We start from the raw sequence: 15,977 nt of genomic DNA on the forward strand, positions 1-15,977 counted from the left end.
CTGAAGATCGCGGACACAATGCACCGCTGGTGCCGCGAGGCCGGCCCCCTCCCCCGGCCACCGTCGGTCGGTCCGCGACGTGAGGTCGCTCGCACCGAGGGCCACAAGTCCGCCCGCCGCTCGGCGATCCGCCGCGAGGAGAGGAGGAGATACGCCACGTAACCGTCCACGGAGAGGCGGAAGGGATCCCTCAACGGTTGGTCCGTCCCCGCCGACGGCACTCTCTCCCCCCCCCCGACAGGCCTGAAGCAGATCTGGGAGTGCCCCAACGCCACAGATCGGACGCGTCACCGCGCGTCCTCTACTGCCTCGTCTCCGCGCGGGCCTCGCTCGGGGTGAGCCCGAATCTGGAGCGGAAGAGACGGGCGAAGTGGGCCTGGCTGGAGAACCCCCACCGGTGCGCGACGTCGGCGATCCTGACCTCGCGTGCCCCGGGCCCGGTGAGTTCCCGGTGCGCCTCGACCAGGCGCCGTTCCATGATGTGCCGCGCCGGAGACCTGCCGGTCGACTCGAAGATGCGCCCCAGGTGCCGTGCCGAGATTCCCAGGACGCCGGCCACCTGCGTGGCTCCGAGGCCGGGGTCGTGCAGATGCCGGTCGATGTAGTCCTGCGCCACGATCAGGTGCGAGCGGTAGGCGTCGGGCCCCGGGCCCCCTCCAGTGCGCTCCTCGGCGAGCTGCCCGAGCAGGCCGAGCACGCTCTCCTCGGCGTCGGCGAGATCGTCCGGGCCATCACGCAACGAGGTGACTCTGCCGAGCAGAGAGCTCAAAGCGTCCACGAGCGCGCCCTCCCGCACCGTGCCCCGCCCGAACGACATCGGGCCGGGCAACCCGCCCACGCACGCCTGCGCGAACACTTCACGCGGCACGTCGACCAGGATCTGGCGCATCGAGGAGGAGAACCCGAACAGGTATGGCTTGCGCGTGTCGTAGACGCACAGCTCGCCCGCCGTGGTCGCGACACAGCCGTTCTCGTGCAGGAACACCGCCTCCCCCTTGAGCAGCAGGGTCACGAACACCGAGTCCTTCGGCGCCGACTTGACCGTCTGCGGACTGCGCTGGACGGCATGGGCGTTGCCGGTGATCTCGGCGATGCGCAGACCGCCCAGCTCGATGTTGGTCTGGCTGGCCAGCAGGCCCTGCTCGGAGTAGGAGGTGCAGGACAGGCCCACCAGCGCCCTGCGGTTGTAGTCCTCCCAGTAGTGGATGCGCTCGGCGGGTTCCATGTGCTCGGTGGTGGCCCGGGAGATCACGGCGAGGGCGGACATGTGACCTCCTCCTGCTGCATGCGTCGTCAGGAGCTGAGCGTAGGCGACCTTCACACGGCCAGATAGCCCCCGTCCACGGGCACGACCGCGCCGGTGACGTACGAAGCCGCCGCCGAGCACAGGAACGCCACCACCGCGGCGACCTCGTGCGGCTGCCCGAGGCGCCCGGCCGGGACGCGGGCCAGCACCTGGGCCGTGGCCTCGGGGTCGTCGAGCACCCCCCGTGCCAGCGGAGTGATCACGAAGCCGGGCGCGACGGCGTTGACCCTGACTCCGTCGGCGGCGTACTCGGCGGCCAGCGACTTCGTGAGCTGGGACACGCCGCCCTTGCTCGCGCTGTAGGCAGGCCGGTCCTTGCTGCCGAAGAAGGAGAACATGGACGAGACGTTCACGATGGCGCCGCCGTTTTCAGCCAGGGCCGGGCGGGCGCTCTGGCAGGCCACCATGGTGGCGGTGAGGTTGATCTCGATGACCCGCTGCCAGCGGACGAGGTCGTACTCCCCGCGGTCGTGGCTGATCCCCGCGCAGTTCACCAAGATGCCCAGCGGATGGACCCCGGAGAGCAGACCGGCCAGCCCGGCGTAGTCCAGCACGTCGTGTTCCACGACCTGGACGCGGGGATGGTCGGGCCGGTCGGCCGGGTCGGCGGGTGGCAGGCCGAGCGCGGTCACCTCGGCCCCCAGCTCGGCGAGAAGTATGGCCGTGGCCGCGCCGATCCCCGAGGTGCCCCCGGTCACGAACGCCCGCCGCCCCGCGAATTCGCCACTCACGGACGCCGCCCTCCTGGTCGTACCAGCACTTTGATCTGCCCCTCTCCGCGCAACAGCGCCTCGAACCCGTCCCGCACGACGTGCTCCAGAGCGATGGTGGACGTGACGATCCCCGCCAGGTCCACGCCCTCCTCGGCCACCAGACGGATCAGCTCCGGATAGACGTCGCGATATCCCACACTTGTCATGATCGTCTGCTCGTTGTTCACCAGCGCGAAGGCGTCCAGGGAGACCGTGCCGGTCAGGCCGAGGAACATCACCCGACCGCCTCGCCGGGTGGCGGCCAGACCGGCGCGCAAAGTGCCCTCCGAACCGACCGCCTCGAACACGATGTCCGCTCCCTCTCCCCCGACCACCTCGGTGAGGTCCGCGCCGGTCTCGGCGGCCCCCAGGCGCAGCGCGAGCTCGCGGCGGGCCGGGGACCGGTCGGCGGCGACGACGCGCCCAGCGCCACAGCGGGCCGCCAGCTGGGTCACCAGCAGTCCGATCGGCCCCAGGCCGAGGACGGCGACGGTCTCGCCGGGGCGGATCTCGGCCCGCCGCACCGCGTGCAGCGCGACCGCGGCAGGCTCGAACACCGCCGCCTGCTCCAAGGAGACCGACTCGGGCAGCCTGTGCAGCATGTACGCGGGTACGGTGGCGCGCTCGGCCAGTCCGCCGTGCCCCATGAGCCCGGCGAACCCGAAACGCCGGCAGATGTTGTACTCGCCGGCGAGGCACCGCGGGCAGCTACCGCAGCGGTAGTGCGGCTCCACCGCCACCCGGTCCCCCGGGACGACGCCGGTGACACCGCCGCCCACCTCGGTGACGGTGCCGCAGAACTCGTGCCCCAGGATGAGCGGAGCGGCCACGCCGGACTCCGGATGCGGGTCGCCCACGGGGATGGCATGCGGCCCGTCGGCGTACTCGTGCAGGTCGCTGCCGCAGATCCCGCAGTAGGCGACCTCGATCGTCACCTCGCCGGGCCCAGGCGGGATCACCGGCATGTTCTCGACGCGGACATCTTTGGCCCCGTACCAGACGGCCGCCCTCACAGGGCCCCCTCGTGACCGGTGTGCGGCGCGACGACGGTTTCCGTCATGGCGCTCAGCGGAACAGGGAGTTGACGTAGTCGGCGCCGAGTCCGACCTGCTCGTAGTGCTCGCGGCACATCTTGATGTAGTCGTGCACGTCGAAGAAGCCGTCGGGCTCGCCGTTCTCGTCCAGCCAGATGAGCGGGCCCTTGACGATGAAGAACGCCTTCATCGGTTCGTCGCTTTCGTAGGCGACCAGGGTGTGGCCCTCGCCCGGGGCCTCGTAGACGAAGTCGCCGGCGGTCGCCGTCCAGGGCCGCTCCAGGTAGCCCCACTTGCCGGAGATCGTGTACGCGAACACCTCGTGCGGGTGGTAGTGCCGGTTGACCAGCCCCGCCTCCTTGGCCCGCAGAATGTCGGCCCAGCTGTTGTCCTTGACGTTGATCCACAGTGGGCGCGAGCCGACGGTCTCGGTGAACGGCACGTAATAGCGGTCGTCGTCCGTGGCCACCTTGGACAGGTAGACCTCGGGGAGGGCGTCGGGGCGGAAGGAGTTCTCGATCGGCTTGAGGTCCTTCCAGAACTCTTCGGCAGGCGCGTCGGGCATGTGGGGGCCTCTCTCGTCGCAGGTTTCCCGGAGTGAACCCCGGCTGGAACGAGACCGTCTTTCACCCGGCAGACCTGACCGCTTGCGGATTCCGGACATGCGCCGACGCCCTCGCATGACCCGACCGGCACCCTGCCCGGAACGCCCGGAACGCCCGGAACGGAGCGCGGTGTCGGGCAGGCCGGCATCGGCCTCGACCTTGCGGAAAAACTGGGCCACCCCCCGCCCATCAGCTCGTCGGCCGGTCCTCAGTGTCCACAGCCACGCGGGCAACCGGGGTGGCTTTCCCCTCTCGGGCACGCTCGTCTCGGATCAGGAGCCGGCACATCCGGACGGAGAAGACGTTTGTTCGGGCGCAATTGGTGCAGACGGTGAGCTGACACAGCCTTTACACGACGAAGCGGAGAAACACCATGGGCATCATCGCGTGGATCATCATCGGCCTGCTCGCCGGCGCCATCGCCAAGGCCCTGATGCCGGGCAAGGACCCCGGCGGCATCATCATCACCATGCTCATCGGCATCGTCGGCGGTCTGCTCGGCGGCTGGCTCGGCAAGGTCATCTTCGGCGTCGACTCCATCGACGGGTTCTTCGACCTCTCCACCTGGATCGCCGCGATCGCCGGCTCCGTCATCCTGCTCGCCCTCTACCGCCTCGTCACGGGCAACCGGCATTCGCACCGTCACGCATGATCCGCTGAAGGCATAACGCCTCCGGACACACCTGGGCGGCTCCCTTCCCTGTGCGCAGGACGGGAGCCGTCAGCGTGTACGGCCGGGCCCCCGTGGCCAACCCGCCGGTTCCCGTCGCCCGGTTGCCCCGCGTCCTGCCGCCGTCCGAAAGGCGCCTGCGCTGCTCGGTGGCATGATCGTGCCTTTCCTGGGCAGGCGGCCTGCGTGTCGTACATCCCGGCTGAACTCGTCTCCCGGGTGAGCTCTTGCCTGATCCAGGCCGGCTTTCATGTGCTGGGCGACGCGGACAGGGGGATTCCGGGACTGCGGGTGACCGAGGTGTCCGCAGGCGCTTTGGTCAGCTGGACGGCTTCGGACGGGTTCACCGCGCTCAGCCGTGACCAGGCAGGCCGTGCAACAAGCCACGACAGCATGAGGGTGATCGTGCAGGCCGCAGTAGCAGGGCTGCTGGTTCAGCTCGGACACACCGTCACTGAAATGTCCGATGCCGGTGGCCTGATGGTGCGCACCGAAGCCGTCTTCCGACGGAGCAGCAAGGGCAGCTAGGGATCGACCGGTCCGACGCGGCGGAGGGAAGCAGACGTCAGGTCGCCCTCGGGGCCTGCGGCCGGTGGCGCCGGCCCGCACACAGGCACCGCGCAGACCCGGCCTCTCCCCCGCCGGCGTCACCCCCCTGCCGCCTACTGAGGGCGGCGTCCGGTGACGTCCCCGCCCGGGTCGTCGGGCAGGGCGATGCGGGCGGTGATGCGTTTGCCGACCGGTTCCCGCTGGACCTCGAAGCCCTGCGCGACAGCCATGACGATCTCCAGGCCGTGCTGCCCGACCCTGCCCGCGTCGGCGGCCCGGGCCACCGGCAGGACGGGATCGCTGTCCCACACGACCACTTCCACCATCGCGTCGGTGATGCGCAGTTCCATCAGCACGGGCCCGGGGGCGTACTTGCGGGCGTTGGTGACCAGCTCGCTGACCACCAGCTGGGTCAGGTCCATCGCGCGTGCGGACACCGGCAGGCCGTGTTCGGCCTGGACGCGGGTGAGGAAGTCCACCGCCCGGTGGCGTGCCTCGGCGATGCAGGTTCCGTCGCCGTCCAGGGCGATGGTGTCCTGTATCGGCGAGTCGCCAGGCATGACGCTGCCTTCACCATCTGGACCTGATTCCACCGGATTCACCCTTTTCCCCCGTTCGCCCACCCGCGCTTACCCCGGACCTTGCCTCGCACGCCCTCGAGCTCGGTTACGCAAAGGTCCGAGTGGGTGTTCACCGTAGTATCTGGGCAGGCTGCCAACGCACATCGTGTCGGGGGCCCTGGCCCACATCAGCGAGCGCAGTCGAGGAATCGGTGACAGACACTCACGGAGCGGCCCGGCCAGGCCTGTCGATCGACCACACCACCGTCGACGACATCCGGGTACTCACCCTGCGCGGTGAGATCGACCACACCGTCAAGGACGAGCTCACCGGGGCCCTGCTGGCCTATCACGGCGTGACGCCGCCGCGGACCGTGGTGGACCTCAGCGGCGTGACCTTCATGGACTCCAGCGGCATCAACGTCCTCATCATCGCCCACCAGTCCATGAGTGACGCCCAGGGATGGCTGCGTATCGCCGGCGCCCAGGCATCGGTGCTGCGGGTCCTCGAACTCGTCGGCCTGGACCAGGTCATCGGCTGCCATCCCACCGTCGAACAGGCACTGGCCCCCTGACCCACGCCGCGCCCGGCCATGACGTCCTGACGGGCCTGCCGCGTCCTACCGGGCCTCCGCGTCCGGGGCACCCTGCTGGCCTGAGCGCCGTCGCACGGCCGCGCCCAGCGCCTGACCCACCGGCTCCGGCAACGGCTGCCCCAGCGCCCAGGCGATCACCGTCTCAGCCACGCCCCGGTCAGCGGGTGCAGTTTGGTGTCGGTGTGCTGCGAGACCTCCCGTAGCACGGCGAATCCGGCGGCCGGACAGCGAGAAGCTTCAAGGGCTGTGTACCCCCACCCTTGTCCTGCCGGGTGGCCCTCCGCGTCCGCGCTCACACCTCACCGGCGGGCAGGCGAGGAACGGGCCAGCCGAGGCGGGTGCCGCAGTGACTCGGGGATCACTGCGGCACCCGCCCCGCACGGTCCGGTGGCGCAGCAGGAAGAAAACGCTCCGGAGCTGTGCCAGTGCCCCGCCCGCCGACAGTCATGCTGCGCCGATCGAGTGGCACCTGCCACGGGACGGCGCGCGGGGCCCCGCCGTCGCGCGCAAGAGGGCAGAGGGCCCCGATCCCTTGCCTGCCCGCCAGTGAGGTGCGAGTCAGCGCTGGAACCGCCTTCACACCCTCCCCCCACCATCACGAAGAGGGCCACAGAGCCACCCCCGCCACTGATCGCCAGCGCGCGAGGCGCCCCCCGACCCGGCAGCAGCACCAGCCAGCCAGCCTCGTGATCGCTCGGGCGGTGGCCGCGCATTGAACGGAAGGGGGGACTCCGGTGTCGTCTGCCCGGCGAGCCGGCGATGTGTGAAGGGCTGTGTCGCCAGCAGGGTGAGCGCCGTATTCCGGGGTAGAACGGCTGTTGGCTCCTGAATGCAGAGGGCCGGAGCACGCCCGGATGCAGGGCTGCTCCTAGGCATGAACGAAGGATCGACCAGTATGGCCAGCGGCACCGTGAAATGGTTCAACGCCGAAAAGGGCTTCGGCTTCATCGAGCAGGACGGCGGAGGCCCGGACGTCTTCGCCCACTACTCCGAGATCAAGGGCAGCGGATACCGCGAGCTCACCGAGGGCGAGCACGTCACCTTTGACATCGGCCAGGGGCAGAAGGGCCCGCAAGCCCAGAACATCATCCGCGGCTGACCGCGCACAGATGTGGAGAGAGACGGCTGCCTGGCCCGGCAGCCGTCTCTCTCATGTGGGCAGAGGGACCCATCTTTGACAACCTCGGTGCGCGTGACCTGAGTGCCAGAGGCCATTTCAGGAACGTCCCTCGCCCGTGTGGGGCCCGGTGACGGCATGGCAGATGGTCCGGGTCCCGCGGACGCCTGGCGGCCAGAGCCTCGGACAGGACTCGTGCGCCACCTGCCACACCCAGCGCCACGGCACGGCCCACCCGCTTCCGACCCCAGCGGTCAGGTGTGGGAGAGGGCGAAGGAGACCAGGAAACCGCACACGGTTGTCAGTCCGATGGCCAGGTGAGCTTCCTCGAACGCCTCGGGGATCATCGTGTCGGCGATCATGGCGAGGATCGCCCCCGCCGCCACCGCGGTCACCGCGGCGATCACGGCCGGGGAGAAGGAACCGACCACCGTGTAGCCAAGGACGGCCGACACGGTACTCGCGGCGGCGATCGCCGCCCAGACACCGAAGACGTACCCTTTGGTGCGGCCGGCTCTCTTCATTCCCGCCGAACTGGACAGCCCCTCGGGAACGTTGCTGATGAACACCGCCGCCACCGTCACCAGACTGACCGCTCCCCCGTCGAGCAGGCTGACGCCGATCACGGCGGACTCCGGCACCCCGTCGAGCAACGCGCCGAGCGCGAGCGCCGTCCCGGAACCGCCCTGCTGAGCCTCCGACGGCTGCGCCTGCACCTGCTCGTGACCGGAGCGCTTACGGTGCCGAGCGCCCCGGCGGGCAAGCCATACGTTGCCCACGGTGTAGGCCAGGGCGCCGATGAGGGTGCCGAAGGCTGCGGGAGCGAGCCCTGCTTGGTCGTACGCCTCCCCTACCAGCTCGAAGGAGACCGCTGAGATCAGCACCCCGGCCCCGAAGGCCATCACGGTCGCGATCACCTTCTGCGGCACGCGCAGCCCGTACCCCAGCGCAGCACCGAGCAGCAGCGCCGAACCCGCCACCAACCCCCACAGCCCAGCCTCTACCACTTCAGCCATGCCGCCTCGTCTACCCGCTCTTGATGTGGATCAACGGACAACTGGCGCGGCCGTGCGGACAGAGTTCGGCGGTGGTCGGCCCACCGCCGTCCGCGGGCCGGATCGGTCGGCATCAGCGGCTCGATCCGGTCCCACATCTCATTAAGACGTCGGAATCTCTCGGGAGCCAGTTCGCGGAGCCGTTGCTGGGTGAGCAATACACGTTGATCGCATCACAAACAATCATCGTTGTGTATCACGCGTTGCACAACGAGTGTCGGCCGACAGAGGTGAGGCCTCCGGGCCCGCTATCTGGACACGAGCAGCGCAAGCGAGACATCACCGCGGCCGCTGTGCGCATCCTCGCCCCACGTGGCCTCGGGCGCTCACCCTTAAATGACTCGCGAAGGAACTGGGCGGTTCGATCACCCTGGTCACTCACTTTCACGCCACCCGGGCGGAGCTGCTCCAGGTCATAACCGGGACGGCTCTTGAGGAGTACGACGTCGACGGGGTTCAGAGCCCGGCGACGACGCGTCGTAGTGTGCCCGGCGCGACGCGCAGCATGGCGGGCATGGCTTTCGTCTGACCGGGGAATGCCATGTTCCGCCCCCGCCGGAGAGCTTTCATCGTGACCGCCGCCACCTGGGCGGGAGTCAGTTTCTTCCCCGTGGCTTCGGCGTTCATGGGCGTGTCCGTGGACGGTGGAAGGACCTCGAGGACATGGCTGCCGTTCGGGGCGAGTTGACGGCGCAGGCCGTCCGCGAAGCCGTGCAGGCCGGCCTTCACCGCGCCGTGGGTGGGCGCGCGAGTGGGCGAGACCAGAGCGAACCCCGAGGTGATGAATACGATCGCGTCGGGCGATGGCCACCGCTCGAGCACTTCACCCGTCAAGTGGATGGGGGCGGTCAGGTTCAACGCCACCTCGTCATCGAGAGTCGCATTGGGGTTCTTTCCGGCGGCATAGTCTCGTTCCTCGAACGTACCGGCGTTGTTGACCAGCACGTCCAAACGCCCATAGCGATCAGCGACTGCTTGCAACAACGCTGCCCGATCAGCTGCGTCCGTCACATCGGCCCGCACGGCCAGCGCCTGCGGGTGTGCCTGCGTGAATCGGTCGAGCGCAGCCTGCGAACGCCCGCAGACGACGACAGACGCCCCGAGTTCGACGAAGGATTGCGCGAGGCTCAAGCCGATGCCTGAGGTTCCGCCAGTGATGAGTACGGTCTGTGACATGATGACACCTCTCCGTGTACCGTACCGATTGGTACGAAACACGTTAGCACATCCGTACCGATCGGTACCGAAGGAGTAGGATGAGGAAATGAGCTCGACACCACCGGCCCCTCCTGGCAGGCCTCGCGCGTTCGACATCGACGAGGCACTCGATCGTGCAGTCCTGGTGTTCTGGTCGAAGGGTTTCGAGGGCGCCAGCCTCGACGACCTCACCGAAGCGATGGGTATCAGCCGTCCCAGCCTGTACCGGGCGTTCGGCAACAAAGAAGACCTCTTCTACAAGGCGCTGGAGCGCTACACCGAGGGCTTGACCGCCTACTTCGCCCGAGCTCTGGCCGAGCCCACCAGTGCGGCAGTGGCTACTGCCGTGCTCCACGGGACGGTCGAGGCGGCAACCATGCCGGGACTCCCCACGGGCTGTCTCGGCGTGCATGGCGCGTTGGCCACCGGAGATGACAGCCGCCCGGTCCGAGACGCACTCATCGCATGGCGCGAGGACGGGATAGCCCACTTGACGCGCCGGTTTCAACAGGCGGTGGACGCCGGTGACCTTCCGCCGTCCACAGATCCTCATCTTCTCGCGGTCTACCTGAGGACAGTCGCCAATGGGATTGCCGTCCAGGCCCAGAGTGGTAGTTCCCGCCCTGAGCTGCTGCAAGTCGCGAACCTCGCATTGGGCAGCTGGCCAAAGCCGTAGTCGGCTATTCACAGTCACCCGCCATAGGGCGGGGACGGAAGGTTCCAGACGGCGTCTGACCGGCTGACGATCGTTCGAAGTTCGCGGGCGCTTCGTGGCGATACAGCCTGCATCACGATGTCGAGGAGAGCCCGGGCTTCGAGAGGATCGCCGCAGCAGTACCAGTGCACGTCGCCCCACTCGTAGTCGTGCCACAGAGCACGCTCGGGCTGGTGGACATAGGCCTTCCACAGGCCCAGAGCCGTGCTGACGTCGCCCGGCTGCAATGGCATCCCGAACGGATTCGCTCACCGACCGATCGGCTCAGTGCTGATGGTGATCGCGTTTGGGCAGATAGAGGGGACTGAGACGGCGCCAGTAGCCGTGCACGAGGTCTTCGGCCTCCTGCACCGCCCGCTCAGCGCATGGCACTTCCCTCGGCAGGCATGGCTCGGCCTGAGCCGCGGTGGAGCCCCTGCGCCGGACATCCCTCAGCGCCGCCGGGCGGGATATCGCAGCAGGGCGCGGCCTGCTCCTTCGGCCCGTCAGACACCAGCGCGCGAACAGTATCGCGGCCACCACGGACAATGCGCTGGCGGCATAGACCTCATGACCGGCCACTGGCTCCTCCTGCCGGACTCCCGTACAGACTGTGCCGAGTTCATCTACCCCCGGTATCGCATCCCCAACGTCACCGCTGGCCTGAAAGTCAAGTCAGGCGCGGTGAGTCATGTCGAAGCCCTGAGGCCTTGGGTCCTTAGCAGAGCCCGGGTCACCGCGTGGCCTGGAGCGGTGAAGACGCTTGTCGTGGGGCCGGACTCGACGATGCGACCCGCGTCGAGGACGGTGACCGTGTCGGTGCGGTCCGCAATGAGCGGGAGGTCGTGGCTGATGAGGACGAGGGCCGTGCCGCGCTGCTCTCGCAGCCGGACCAGCAGGTCCATGATCGCCTCGGCGGTGGCGGAGTCCAGCGCCGAGGTGACCTCGTCGCAGATCAGGACGTCAGGGTCGGCGGCGAGCGCCCGGGCGATGGCGACGCGCTGACGCTGCCCGCCGGACAGTTCGTGCGGATAGCGGGCGGCGAACTCAGGTTGCAGACCCACCTGTTCGAGCAGTTCCACCACGCGCGCGGCCACTTCGCCCGCCCCGCACCGCCGGTGCAGTCGCATCGGCCTGCCGATCGTGGCGCCGACCGTGCGGCTGGGATTGAGCGCACCGAGCGGGTTCTGCGTGACCAGCTGGACCCGACGCCGCTGTTCGCGGCTCCGGCCGCGCAGGCCGGTGCTCAGCCGTACCCCGTCGAGGCTGATCGTGCCGGCGGTGACCGGCTGCAACCCGACCACGGCACGGACCAGCGTGGTCTTGCCGGAGCCCGAGGCGCCGACGATCCCGGTCGCCGAGCCGGGCGCGACGGCGAGGGCGACACCGTCCAGCGCGGGGGCGTCCGAGCGACGGCCGAAGGTGACCCGGAGGTCACGGACGTCGAGCACCGCTTCCCTCGCGGCCGCGGGCGTTTGCCGCTCGGGCGGTTCCCCGGTCGTAGGGGTTGCGGCGGTCCCGCCCACAGAAGCGCCGGTATACGCGCCTGCGTACGTGCCGAGGTCCACCACCTCGTCCGCGACGCGCTCGACGAGTGCGGGGTCGTGGCAGGAGAGCGCGACCGCGAGGTGGTGCTCAGCGGCCAGGTGCCGTAGCAACTCACCGATCTCGTCGCGGAGTTCGGGGTGCAGCCCGGCGGTGGGCTCGTCGAGGAGCAGGACCTCGGGGCGGCGGGCCAGGGCACGGGCGAGGGCCACTCGGCGCTGCTGTCCGCCGGACAGGGCGGCCGGGCGGCGGGCGGCGAGGGCGCCGTCGTCCGGGAGCCGTACCTCGGCGAGGAGCGTCCGTATCGCCTTCGGGGTCCGGTCGTCGGCGAGTTCGCGGAGCAGGGAGCGGACGCGCATCCGGGGGTTGAGTGCCGAGCCGGGGTCCTGGCCGACGTAGGCGAGCCGCTCGCGGCGCAGGGCGCGCAACTCCCGCTCAGGCAGGGCGAACACGTCGTGGCCGAGGACTTCGACCCGGCCGGCGGTGCGTCGCGTGCCGGGTGGCAGCAGTCCGGTGAGGGCCCGCAGCAGCGTGGTCTTGCCGGAGCCGGAGGGGCCGGTCAGGGCGACGACGCGGCCCGGGTGGAGGGCGAGTTCGGCGTCCCGGAGAACCACCCGGCCGTCGGGGGCGGCGACGGTGAGGCCGGAGACATTGACTGCCGCTTCGGCGGTGGGAGTCGCGGTGCCGTCGGGGTCCGAGTCGTCGCCGTCCTTCCGGTACCGGTCAGGTACGTGGCTCACAGAACGGTCACCGCCTTCCGGCCGGTCTGCGGGGCGAGGGCCGCCGCGGCGAGGTTGACACTGAGGGCGAGGAGGCCGATGGCGATGCTGGGAGCGACGACGGCCCAGGGGTTGAGGAGGATGCCGGAGGAGTTCTCGCGGATCATCAACGCCCAGTCGGCGGCGGGGGGTTGGGGACCTACCTGGAGGAATCCGGCGGTGGCGACCAGGTAGACGGCGGCGACGAAGCGCAGGCCGAACAGGGCGAGGAGGGTGGCGCGCAGATTGGGCAGGACCTCGCGCAGGACGAGGTGCCAGAGGCGTTCGCCGCCCGCCGCCGCGGCCTCGACGTACCCGGAGGCGGCCACGGGTGCCGCCGCGCCGGCGGCGAGCCGCACCGCGTACGGCACGCCGAGCAGTACGGCGGCGGTGATGACGGCGAGCCGGCCGCCGTCCGGCCACGACAGGGTGACCAGGAGGATGCCCAGCACGGCGGGCAGCAGCATCAGCACGTCGGCGACCCGTTCCACCAGGCGGCCGAGGCGCGGCCGCAGGGCACCTGTCGCACCGAGGACCGCCGCGCTGCCGGTGACGAGCCCCGCGACGAGCAACGAGGAGAGCACCAGGTCGCGGCCGCCGGCCAGCAGCCGCGTGAGGACGTCCCGGCCGAGTTGGTCGCCGCCGAGCACGGCATCGGCGCCCGGTTCCCCGTACGGCGCGGTGACCGGCGCGTCGATGGCGTGCGGTGCGAGCCACGGTCCGGCAAGGGCGAGGCAGACGAGCAGCACGGCGGGCAGAACACGTATGAGCGTGGCACGCGTTCGGGGGGTCATCGCCGGCCTCCGGCATCGAGAGCTGCGACAACCGTCGGCAGCCGCTGGGGATTCATCGGCGTGCTCCCGCCGTCAGGTCGCGTACCAGGTCGGCCCATAGCAGTACGCCGGTGATGACCGCGCCCGACAGAGCGGTCACACCCGCGATGACAGGGCTGTCGCGGTCGCTGACCGCGGAGGCGAGGACGGAGCCGATGCCGGGGTAGTTGAAGATGGTCTCCACGACGACCGCGCCGCCGAGGAGCATGCCGGTGGAGGTGGCGAGGCCGGCGGTGATGGTGGGCAGGGCGCCGGGCAGCACGTGGTGGGTGAGGACGCGGTGGGGTGGAAGGCCGTCCAGGACGGCGGTCTCCACGTGCGGCGCGCGGGCTTCGTCGGCGAGGGCGGCGCGCACGATGCGTACGTTCCAGCCGGTCTGCGGGATGGTCAGGGCGAGCGCGGGCAGGACCAGCATCTCCCAGGAGGCGGGAGCTCCGTCGGCGTCGGCGATGGTCACGGCGGGCAGCCAGCCGGTCCACAGTGAGAGCACCAGGACCAGGGCCACGGCGACCACGAACTCGGGGAGGGCCAGGACGGCGGTGGCCGTGGTGGACACCGCCCGGTCGACCCGGCCTCCCGGCCGGAGCGCGGCCCAGCAGCCGAGGGCGGTGGACAGCAGGGCGGTGAGCAGCAGGGCCAGGCCGCCCAGCAACAGGGTGTTCGGGAAGGCGGTCGAGAGGAGGTCCGTGACCTTCTCTCCGCGTGCCGAGGTACCCAGGTCCCCCGTGGGCAGGCCGCTCATCCAGTCCCAGAAGCGTTCCAGGACCGGCCGGTCGAGGCCGAGCAGCCGACGCCGCTCCTCGGTGTCGGCGACGCTCTCGCCGCGCTCGGCGGTGGCCGTCGCGGCGTCGCCCGGCAGCAGTTCGACCGTGCCGAAGACCAGCGCGAGGAGCACCGCGAGCAGTACCGCCCGTTTGAGGACGACGAGGCCGACCCGGGCGAGCAACCGGACGGGAGCGCGGTTCGGCCGGGCCTTCTCCACCACGGGAGAGGGCCCGGCCGACGCGGCGGTCTCAGGGGTCAACGGGCCAGCCAGGCCTGTTCGAGCTGGACCCTGCCGTAGCCGGGCAGCTTGGGCAGCCCGTGGACGGCGGACCCGGCGAGGTCGATGCCGTCGGCCATACCCCACAGGAGGTAGCCGGAGCTGTCGTACTCGATCTTCTGGAGCACCTTCAACTGCGCGGTGCGCTCGACCGCGCCGGCGGTGCCGATGGCCTCCTCGTACGCCCTGTCGAAGGCCTCGTCCTTCCAGCCGGCCTCGTTCTGGCCGCTGTCGGAGACCATGGTCTTGCTGGCGAAGAAGACCACGGAGTCGTTGGTGCCCCAATAGGTGGTGTAGAGGTCGCCCTTGAGCCAGGTCTTGTCCCAGAAGGTCCCCGACTCCTGCTTGACGACCTTGATCTTCACCCCGGCCTCGCGGACCTGGGTGGCGAAGAGGGTGGCCGACTCGGCGAGGCCGGAGATGTCCTCGGTGGTGTACAGCTCGTAGGTCTTGGAGGTGTCGAACTTGGCCTCGGCCAGCAGCTCCTTGGCCCTGGCCAGGTCGCGGGTGCGCTGCGGGAGGCTCTTGTCGTAGGCCGGGTCGCCGGTGCCGAGGACGTCGTTGGCGACGGTGCCGTAGCCGGAGAGGACCTGCTTGACCATGGCCTCGCGGTCGACGGCCAGGCGCAGCGCCTCACGGACCTTCGCGTCGGCGAAGGGTCCGTCGGCGGTGCGCATGACGATGGGCATCGCCATGTCGTTGGGGCGGCGGATCGTCTGGACGTCCTTCCTGCCCTTGGCCGTACGGGCCGCGACGGCGCCGACGTTGGAGGCGACGTCGATCTGGCCCGCGAGCAGGGCACTGGCCATGGCCTGCGGGCTCTCGAAGATCTTCACCTCGATGGCGTCGAGGTACACCTCGCCGCCGTACCAGTCCTCGTTGCGGACGAGGCGGGCGTTGCCGCCGCGGAACCAGTCGAGCTTGAAGGGGCCGGTGCCGGAGGCCTTGGCGATGTCCTTGTCGGTGGTGCCCTTCGGTATGACGAAGGTGGTGAGGCGGGTCAGCAGGGGCAGTTCGGCGTTGGCGTAGTCGGAGACGAGGACGACGGTGTCGGTGCCCTCGGCGCTGATGTTCTTCTCCTGGATGCCCGGCAGCCGAGAGGCGCCGGCCGGGGTGGCGCGCAGACGCTTCAGCGAGAAGACGACGTCCTCGGCGGTGACCGCCGAACCGTCATGGAACTTCGCGCCCTTGGCGATCGTGAACCGCCATGTCTTCAGGTCGTCGGAGGCTTTCCAGCTCGCCGCGAGCCGCGGCTCGGTGTTGGGCCTGGCGCCGGGGACGGTCAGCGTGTCGTAGATCAGGCTGAGGATGAGGTAGTCGCTCTCGTTGGCCTGGGTGCCGTGGGGGTCACGGGTGATGGCGCCCGCTCGACCCAGCGCGCCGACCCGCAGCGTGCCGCCGGTACGCGGCTCGGCCGAGTCGTCGGCCGCGGACCCGGTGCGCTCCTCGTCGCTGCCGCTCCCACAGGCGGTCAGCAGGGCGCCCGCGCCGATGACGCCGCCGACCCAGAGCATGTGACGTCGCGTCAGCTCCACTTGTTCCTCATTTTCCCGCAGTTGGCTGGATTGCTTAGCCTTACCTACCCTGTGCGCCGCCTGTACGACAAGACCGCGAACAGTGTGACATAGATCTTTCTTAGGTAAGCCTTTCCTATTCTCCTGGCG

Annotated in this window: 17 protein-coding genes; 5 read left to right on the forward strand and 12 right to left on the reverse strand. The window is 69.9% G+C overall.

The features are described from left to right. Positions 1–301: 301 nt before the first annotated feature. Genes RM704_RS06710 through RM704_RS06725 form a run of 4 tightly spaced genes read right to left on the reverse strand, consistent with a single transcriptional unit; the run spans position 302 to position 3,657 of the window. Positions 302–1,267 carry a helix-turn-helix domain-containing protein gene (locus RM704_RS06710; RefSeq protein ID WP_033532122.1) on the reverse strand — a complete coding sequence of 322 codons (966 nt, stop codon included), beginning with the start codon at positions 1,265–1,267 and terminating at the stop codon, positions 302–304. A gap of 50 nt (positions 1,268–1,317) precedes the next feature. Further along, positions 1,318–2,037 carry an SDR family NAD(P)-dependent oxidoreductase gene (locus tag RM704_RS06715; RefSeq protein WP_033532121.1) on the reverse strand — a complete coding sequence of 240 codons (720 nt, stop codon included), beginning with the start codon at positions 2,035–2,037 and terminating at the stop codon, positions 1,318–1,320. Next, positions 2,034–3,071, reverse strand: coding sequence for a 2,3-butanediol dehydrogenase (locus RM704_RS06720; RefSeq protein ID WP_033532120.1), 1,038 nt, complete (start codon positions 3,069–3,071; stop codon positions 2,034–2,036). Before RM704_RS06720 ends, RM704_RS06715 begins: the two co-directional genes overlap by 4 nt. Positions 3,072–3,123: 52 nt before the next feature. Further along, the gene (locus RM704_RS06725; protein ID WP_033532119.1) at positions 3,124–3,657 is read right to left on the reverse strand and encodes a 2,4'-dihydroxyacetophenone dioxygenase family protein; all 534 of its coding nucleotides are present in this window, start codon (positions 3,655–3,657) and stop codon (positions 3,124–3,126) included. A 413-nt stretch (positions 3,658–4,070) separates the two neighbouring features. Here RM704_RS06725 and RM704_RS06730 point away from each other — a divergent pair, with 413 nt between their 5' ends. Further along, entirely contained in the window at positions 4,071–4,349 is a 279-nt protein-coding gene (locus tag RM704_RS06730; protein WP_033532118.1) for a GlsB/YeaQ/YmgE family stress response membrane protein, read from the forward strand. Positions 4,350–4,553: 204 nt separating this feature from the next. Beyond that, complete coding sequence (locus RM704_RS06735; RefSeq protein ID WP_033532117.1) at positions 4,554–4,895, forward strand: hypothetical protein; 342 nt, start codon at positions 4,554–4,556, stop codon at positions 4,893–4,895. 134 nt (positions 4,896–5,029) lie between these two features. Here the strand turns inward: RM704_RS06735 and RM704_RS06740 are convergent, their stop codons facing one another. Continuing rightward, positions 5,030–5,476 (reverse strand): ATP-binding protein, encoded by a 447-nt coding sequence (locus tag RM704_RS06740; protein WP_033532116.1) that lies wholly within the window; start codon positions 5,474–5,476, stop codon positions 5,030–5,032. Between the two features lie 212 nt (positions 5,477–5,688). Between RM704_RS06740 and RM704_RS06745 the strand changes: the two genes are divergently transcribed. Next, positions 5,689–6,051 (forward strand): STAS domain-containing protein, encoded by a 363-nt coding sequence (locus RM704_RS06745; RefSeq protein ID WP_033532115.1) that lies wholly within the window; start codon positions 5,689–5,691, stop codon positions 6,049–6,051. Between the two features lie 45 nt (positions 6,052–6,096). On the opposite strand, the gene RM704_RS06750 is transcribed toward RM704_RS06745, so the two are convergent. After that, entirely contained in the window at positions 6,097–6,222 is a 126-nt protein-coding gene (locus tag RM704_RS06750; protein WP_311590099.1) for a hypothetical protein, read from the reverse strand. Between the two features lie 745 nt (positions 6,223–6,967). On the opposite strand from RM704_RS06750, the gene RM704_RS06755 reads away from it, so the two are divergent. Beyond that, the gene (locus RM704_RS06755) at positions 6,968–7,171 is read left to right on the forward strand and encodes a cold-shock protein (protein WP_033532114.1); all 204 of its coding nucleotides are present in this window, start codon (positions 6,968–6,970) and stop codon (positions 7,169–7,171) included. Positions 7,172–7,443: 272 nt separating this feature from the next. Here the strand turns inward: RM704_RS06755 and RM704_RS06760 are convergent, their stop codons facing one another. Both RM704_RS06760 and RM704_RS06765 read right to left on the reverse strand, forming a co-directional pair. After that, positions 7,444–8,205: a ZIP family metal transporter gene (locus RM704_RS06760; RefSeq protein ID WP_033532113.1), complete on the reverse strand. Its 762-nt coding sequence runs from the start codon at positions 8,203–8,205 to the stop codon at positions 7,444–7,446. A 495-nt stretch (positions 8,206–8,700) separates the two neighbouring features. Further along, entirely contained in the window at positions 8,701–9,420 is a 720-nt protein-coding gene (locus tag RM704_RS06765; RefSeq protein WP_157856816.1) for an SDR family NAD(P)-dependent oxidoreductase, read from the reverse strand. Between the two features lie 88 nt (positions 9,421–9,508). Between RM704_RS06765 and RM704_RS06770 the strand changes: the two genes are divergently transcribed. Beyond that, entirely contained in the window at positions 9,509–10,117 is a 609-nt protein-coding gene (locus tag RM704_RS06770; protein ID WP_033532112.1) for a TetR/AcrR family transcriptional regulator, read from the forward strand. 707 nt (positions 10,118–10,824) lie between these two features. Here RM704_RS06770 and RM704_RS06775 read toward each other — a convergent pair. From RM704_RS06775 to RM704_RS06790, 4 genes are read right to left on the reverse strand one after another with little or no spacing between them, the layout of a single operon-like run. After that, entirely contained in the window at positions 10,825–12,420 is a 1,596-nt protein-coding gene (locus RM704_RS06775) for an ABC transporter ATP-binding protein (RefSeq protein WP_033532111.1), read from the reverse strand. Next, positions 12,417–13,232, reverse strand: coding sequence for an ABC transporter permease (locus RM704_RS06780; RefSeq protein WP_033532110.1), 816 nt, complete (start codon positions 13,230–13,232; stop codon positions 12,417–12,419). Before RM704_RS06780 ends, RM704_RS06775 begins: the two co-directional genes overlap by 4 nt. Before the next feature lie 52 nt (positions 13,233–13,284). Further along, positions 13,285–14,253, reverse strand: a complete 969-nt coding sequence (locus tag RM704_RS06785) for an ABC transporter permease (RefSeq protein WP_438828902.1) — start codon at positions 14,251–14,253, stop codon at positions 13,285–13,287. Between the two features lie 38 nt (positions 14,254–14,291). Then, a complete protein-coding gene (locus tag RM704_RS06790; protein WP_033532277.1) occupies positions 14,292–15,827 on the reverse strand; it encodes an ABC transporter substrate-binding protein in 1,536 nt (511 codons plus the stop codon). Positions 15,828–15,977: the final 150 nt, after the last annotated feature.

Origin of the sequence: Streptomyces gottesmaniae (genome assembly GCF_031845845.1) — a bacterium.
GTDB lineage: Bacteria > Actinomycetota > Actinomycetes > Streptomycetales > Streptomycetaceae > Streptomyces > Streptomyces akebiae.

Coding starts and splice junctions, on each gene's coding strand:
- RM704_RS06780 (WP_033532110.1), bottom strand. CDS start 13,232: ATGACCCCCCGAACGCGTGCCACGCTCATACGTGTTCTGCCCGCCGTG.
- RM704_RS06730 (WP_033532118.1), top strand. CDS start 4,071: ATGGGCATCATCGCGTGGATCATCATCGGCCTGCTCGCCGGCGCCATC.
- RM704_RS06760 (WP_033532113.1), bottom strand. CDS start 8,205: ATGGCTGAAGTGGTAGAGGCTGGGCTGTGGGGGTTGGTGGCGGGTTCG.
- RM704_RS06710 (WP_033532122.1), bottom strand. CDS start 1,267: ATGTCCGCCCTCGCCGTGATCTCCCGGGCCACCACCGAGCACATGGAA.
- RM704_RS06770 (WP_033532112.1), top strand. CDS start 9,509: ATGAGCTCGACACCACCGGCCCCTCCTGGCAGGCCTCGCGCGTTCGAC.
- RM704_RS06740 (WP_033532116.1), bottom strand. CDS start 5,476: ATGCCTGGCGACTCGCCGATACAGGACACCATCGCCCTGGACGGCGAC.
- RM704_RS06790 (WP_033532277.1), bottom strand. CDS start 15,827: ATGCTCTGGGTCGGCGGCGTCATCGGCGCGGGCGCCCTGCTGACCGCC.
- RM704_RS06765 (WP_157856816.1), bottom strand. CDS start 9,420: ATGTCACAGACCGTACTCATCACTGGCGGAACCTCAGGCATCGGCTTG.
- RM704_RS06725 (WP_033532119.1), bottom strand. CDS start 3,657: ATGCCCGACGCGCCTGCCGAAGAGTTCTGGAAGGACCTCAAGCCGATC.
- RM704_RS06755 (WP_033532114.1), top strand. CDS start 6,968: ATGGCCAGCGGCACCGTGAAATGGTTCAACGCCGAAAAGGGCTTCGGC.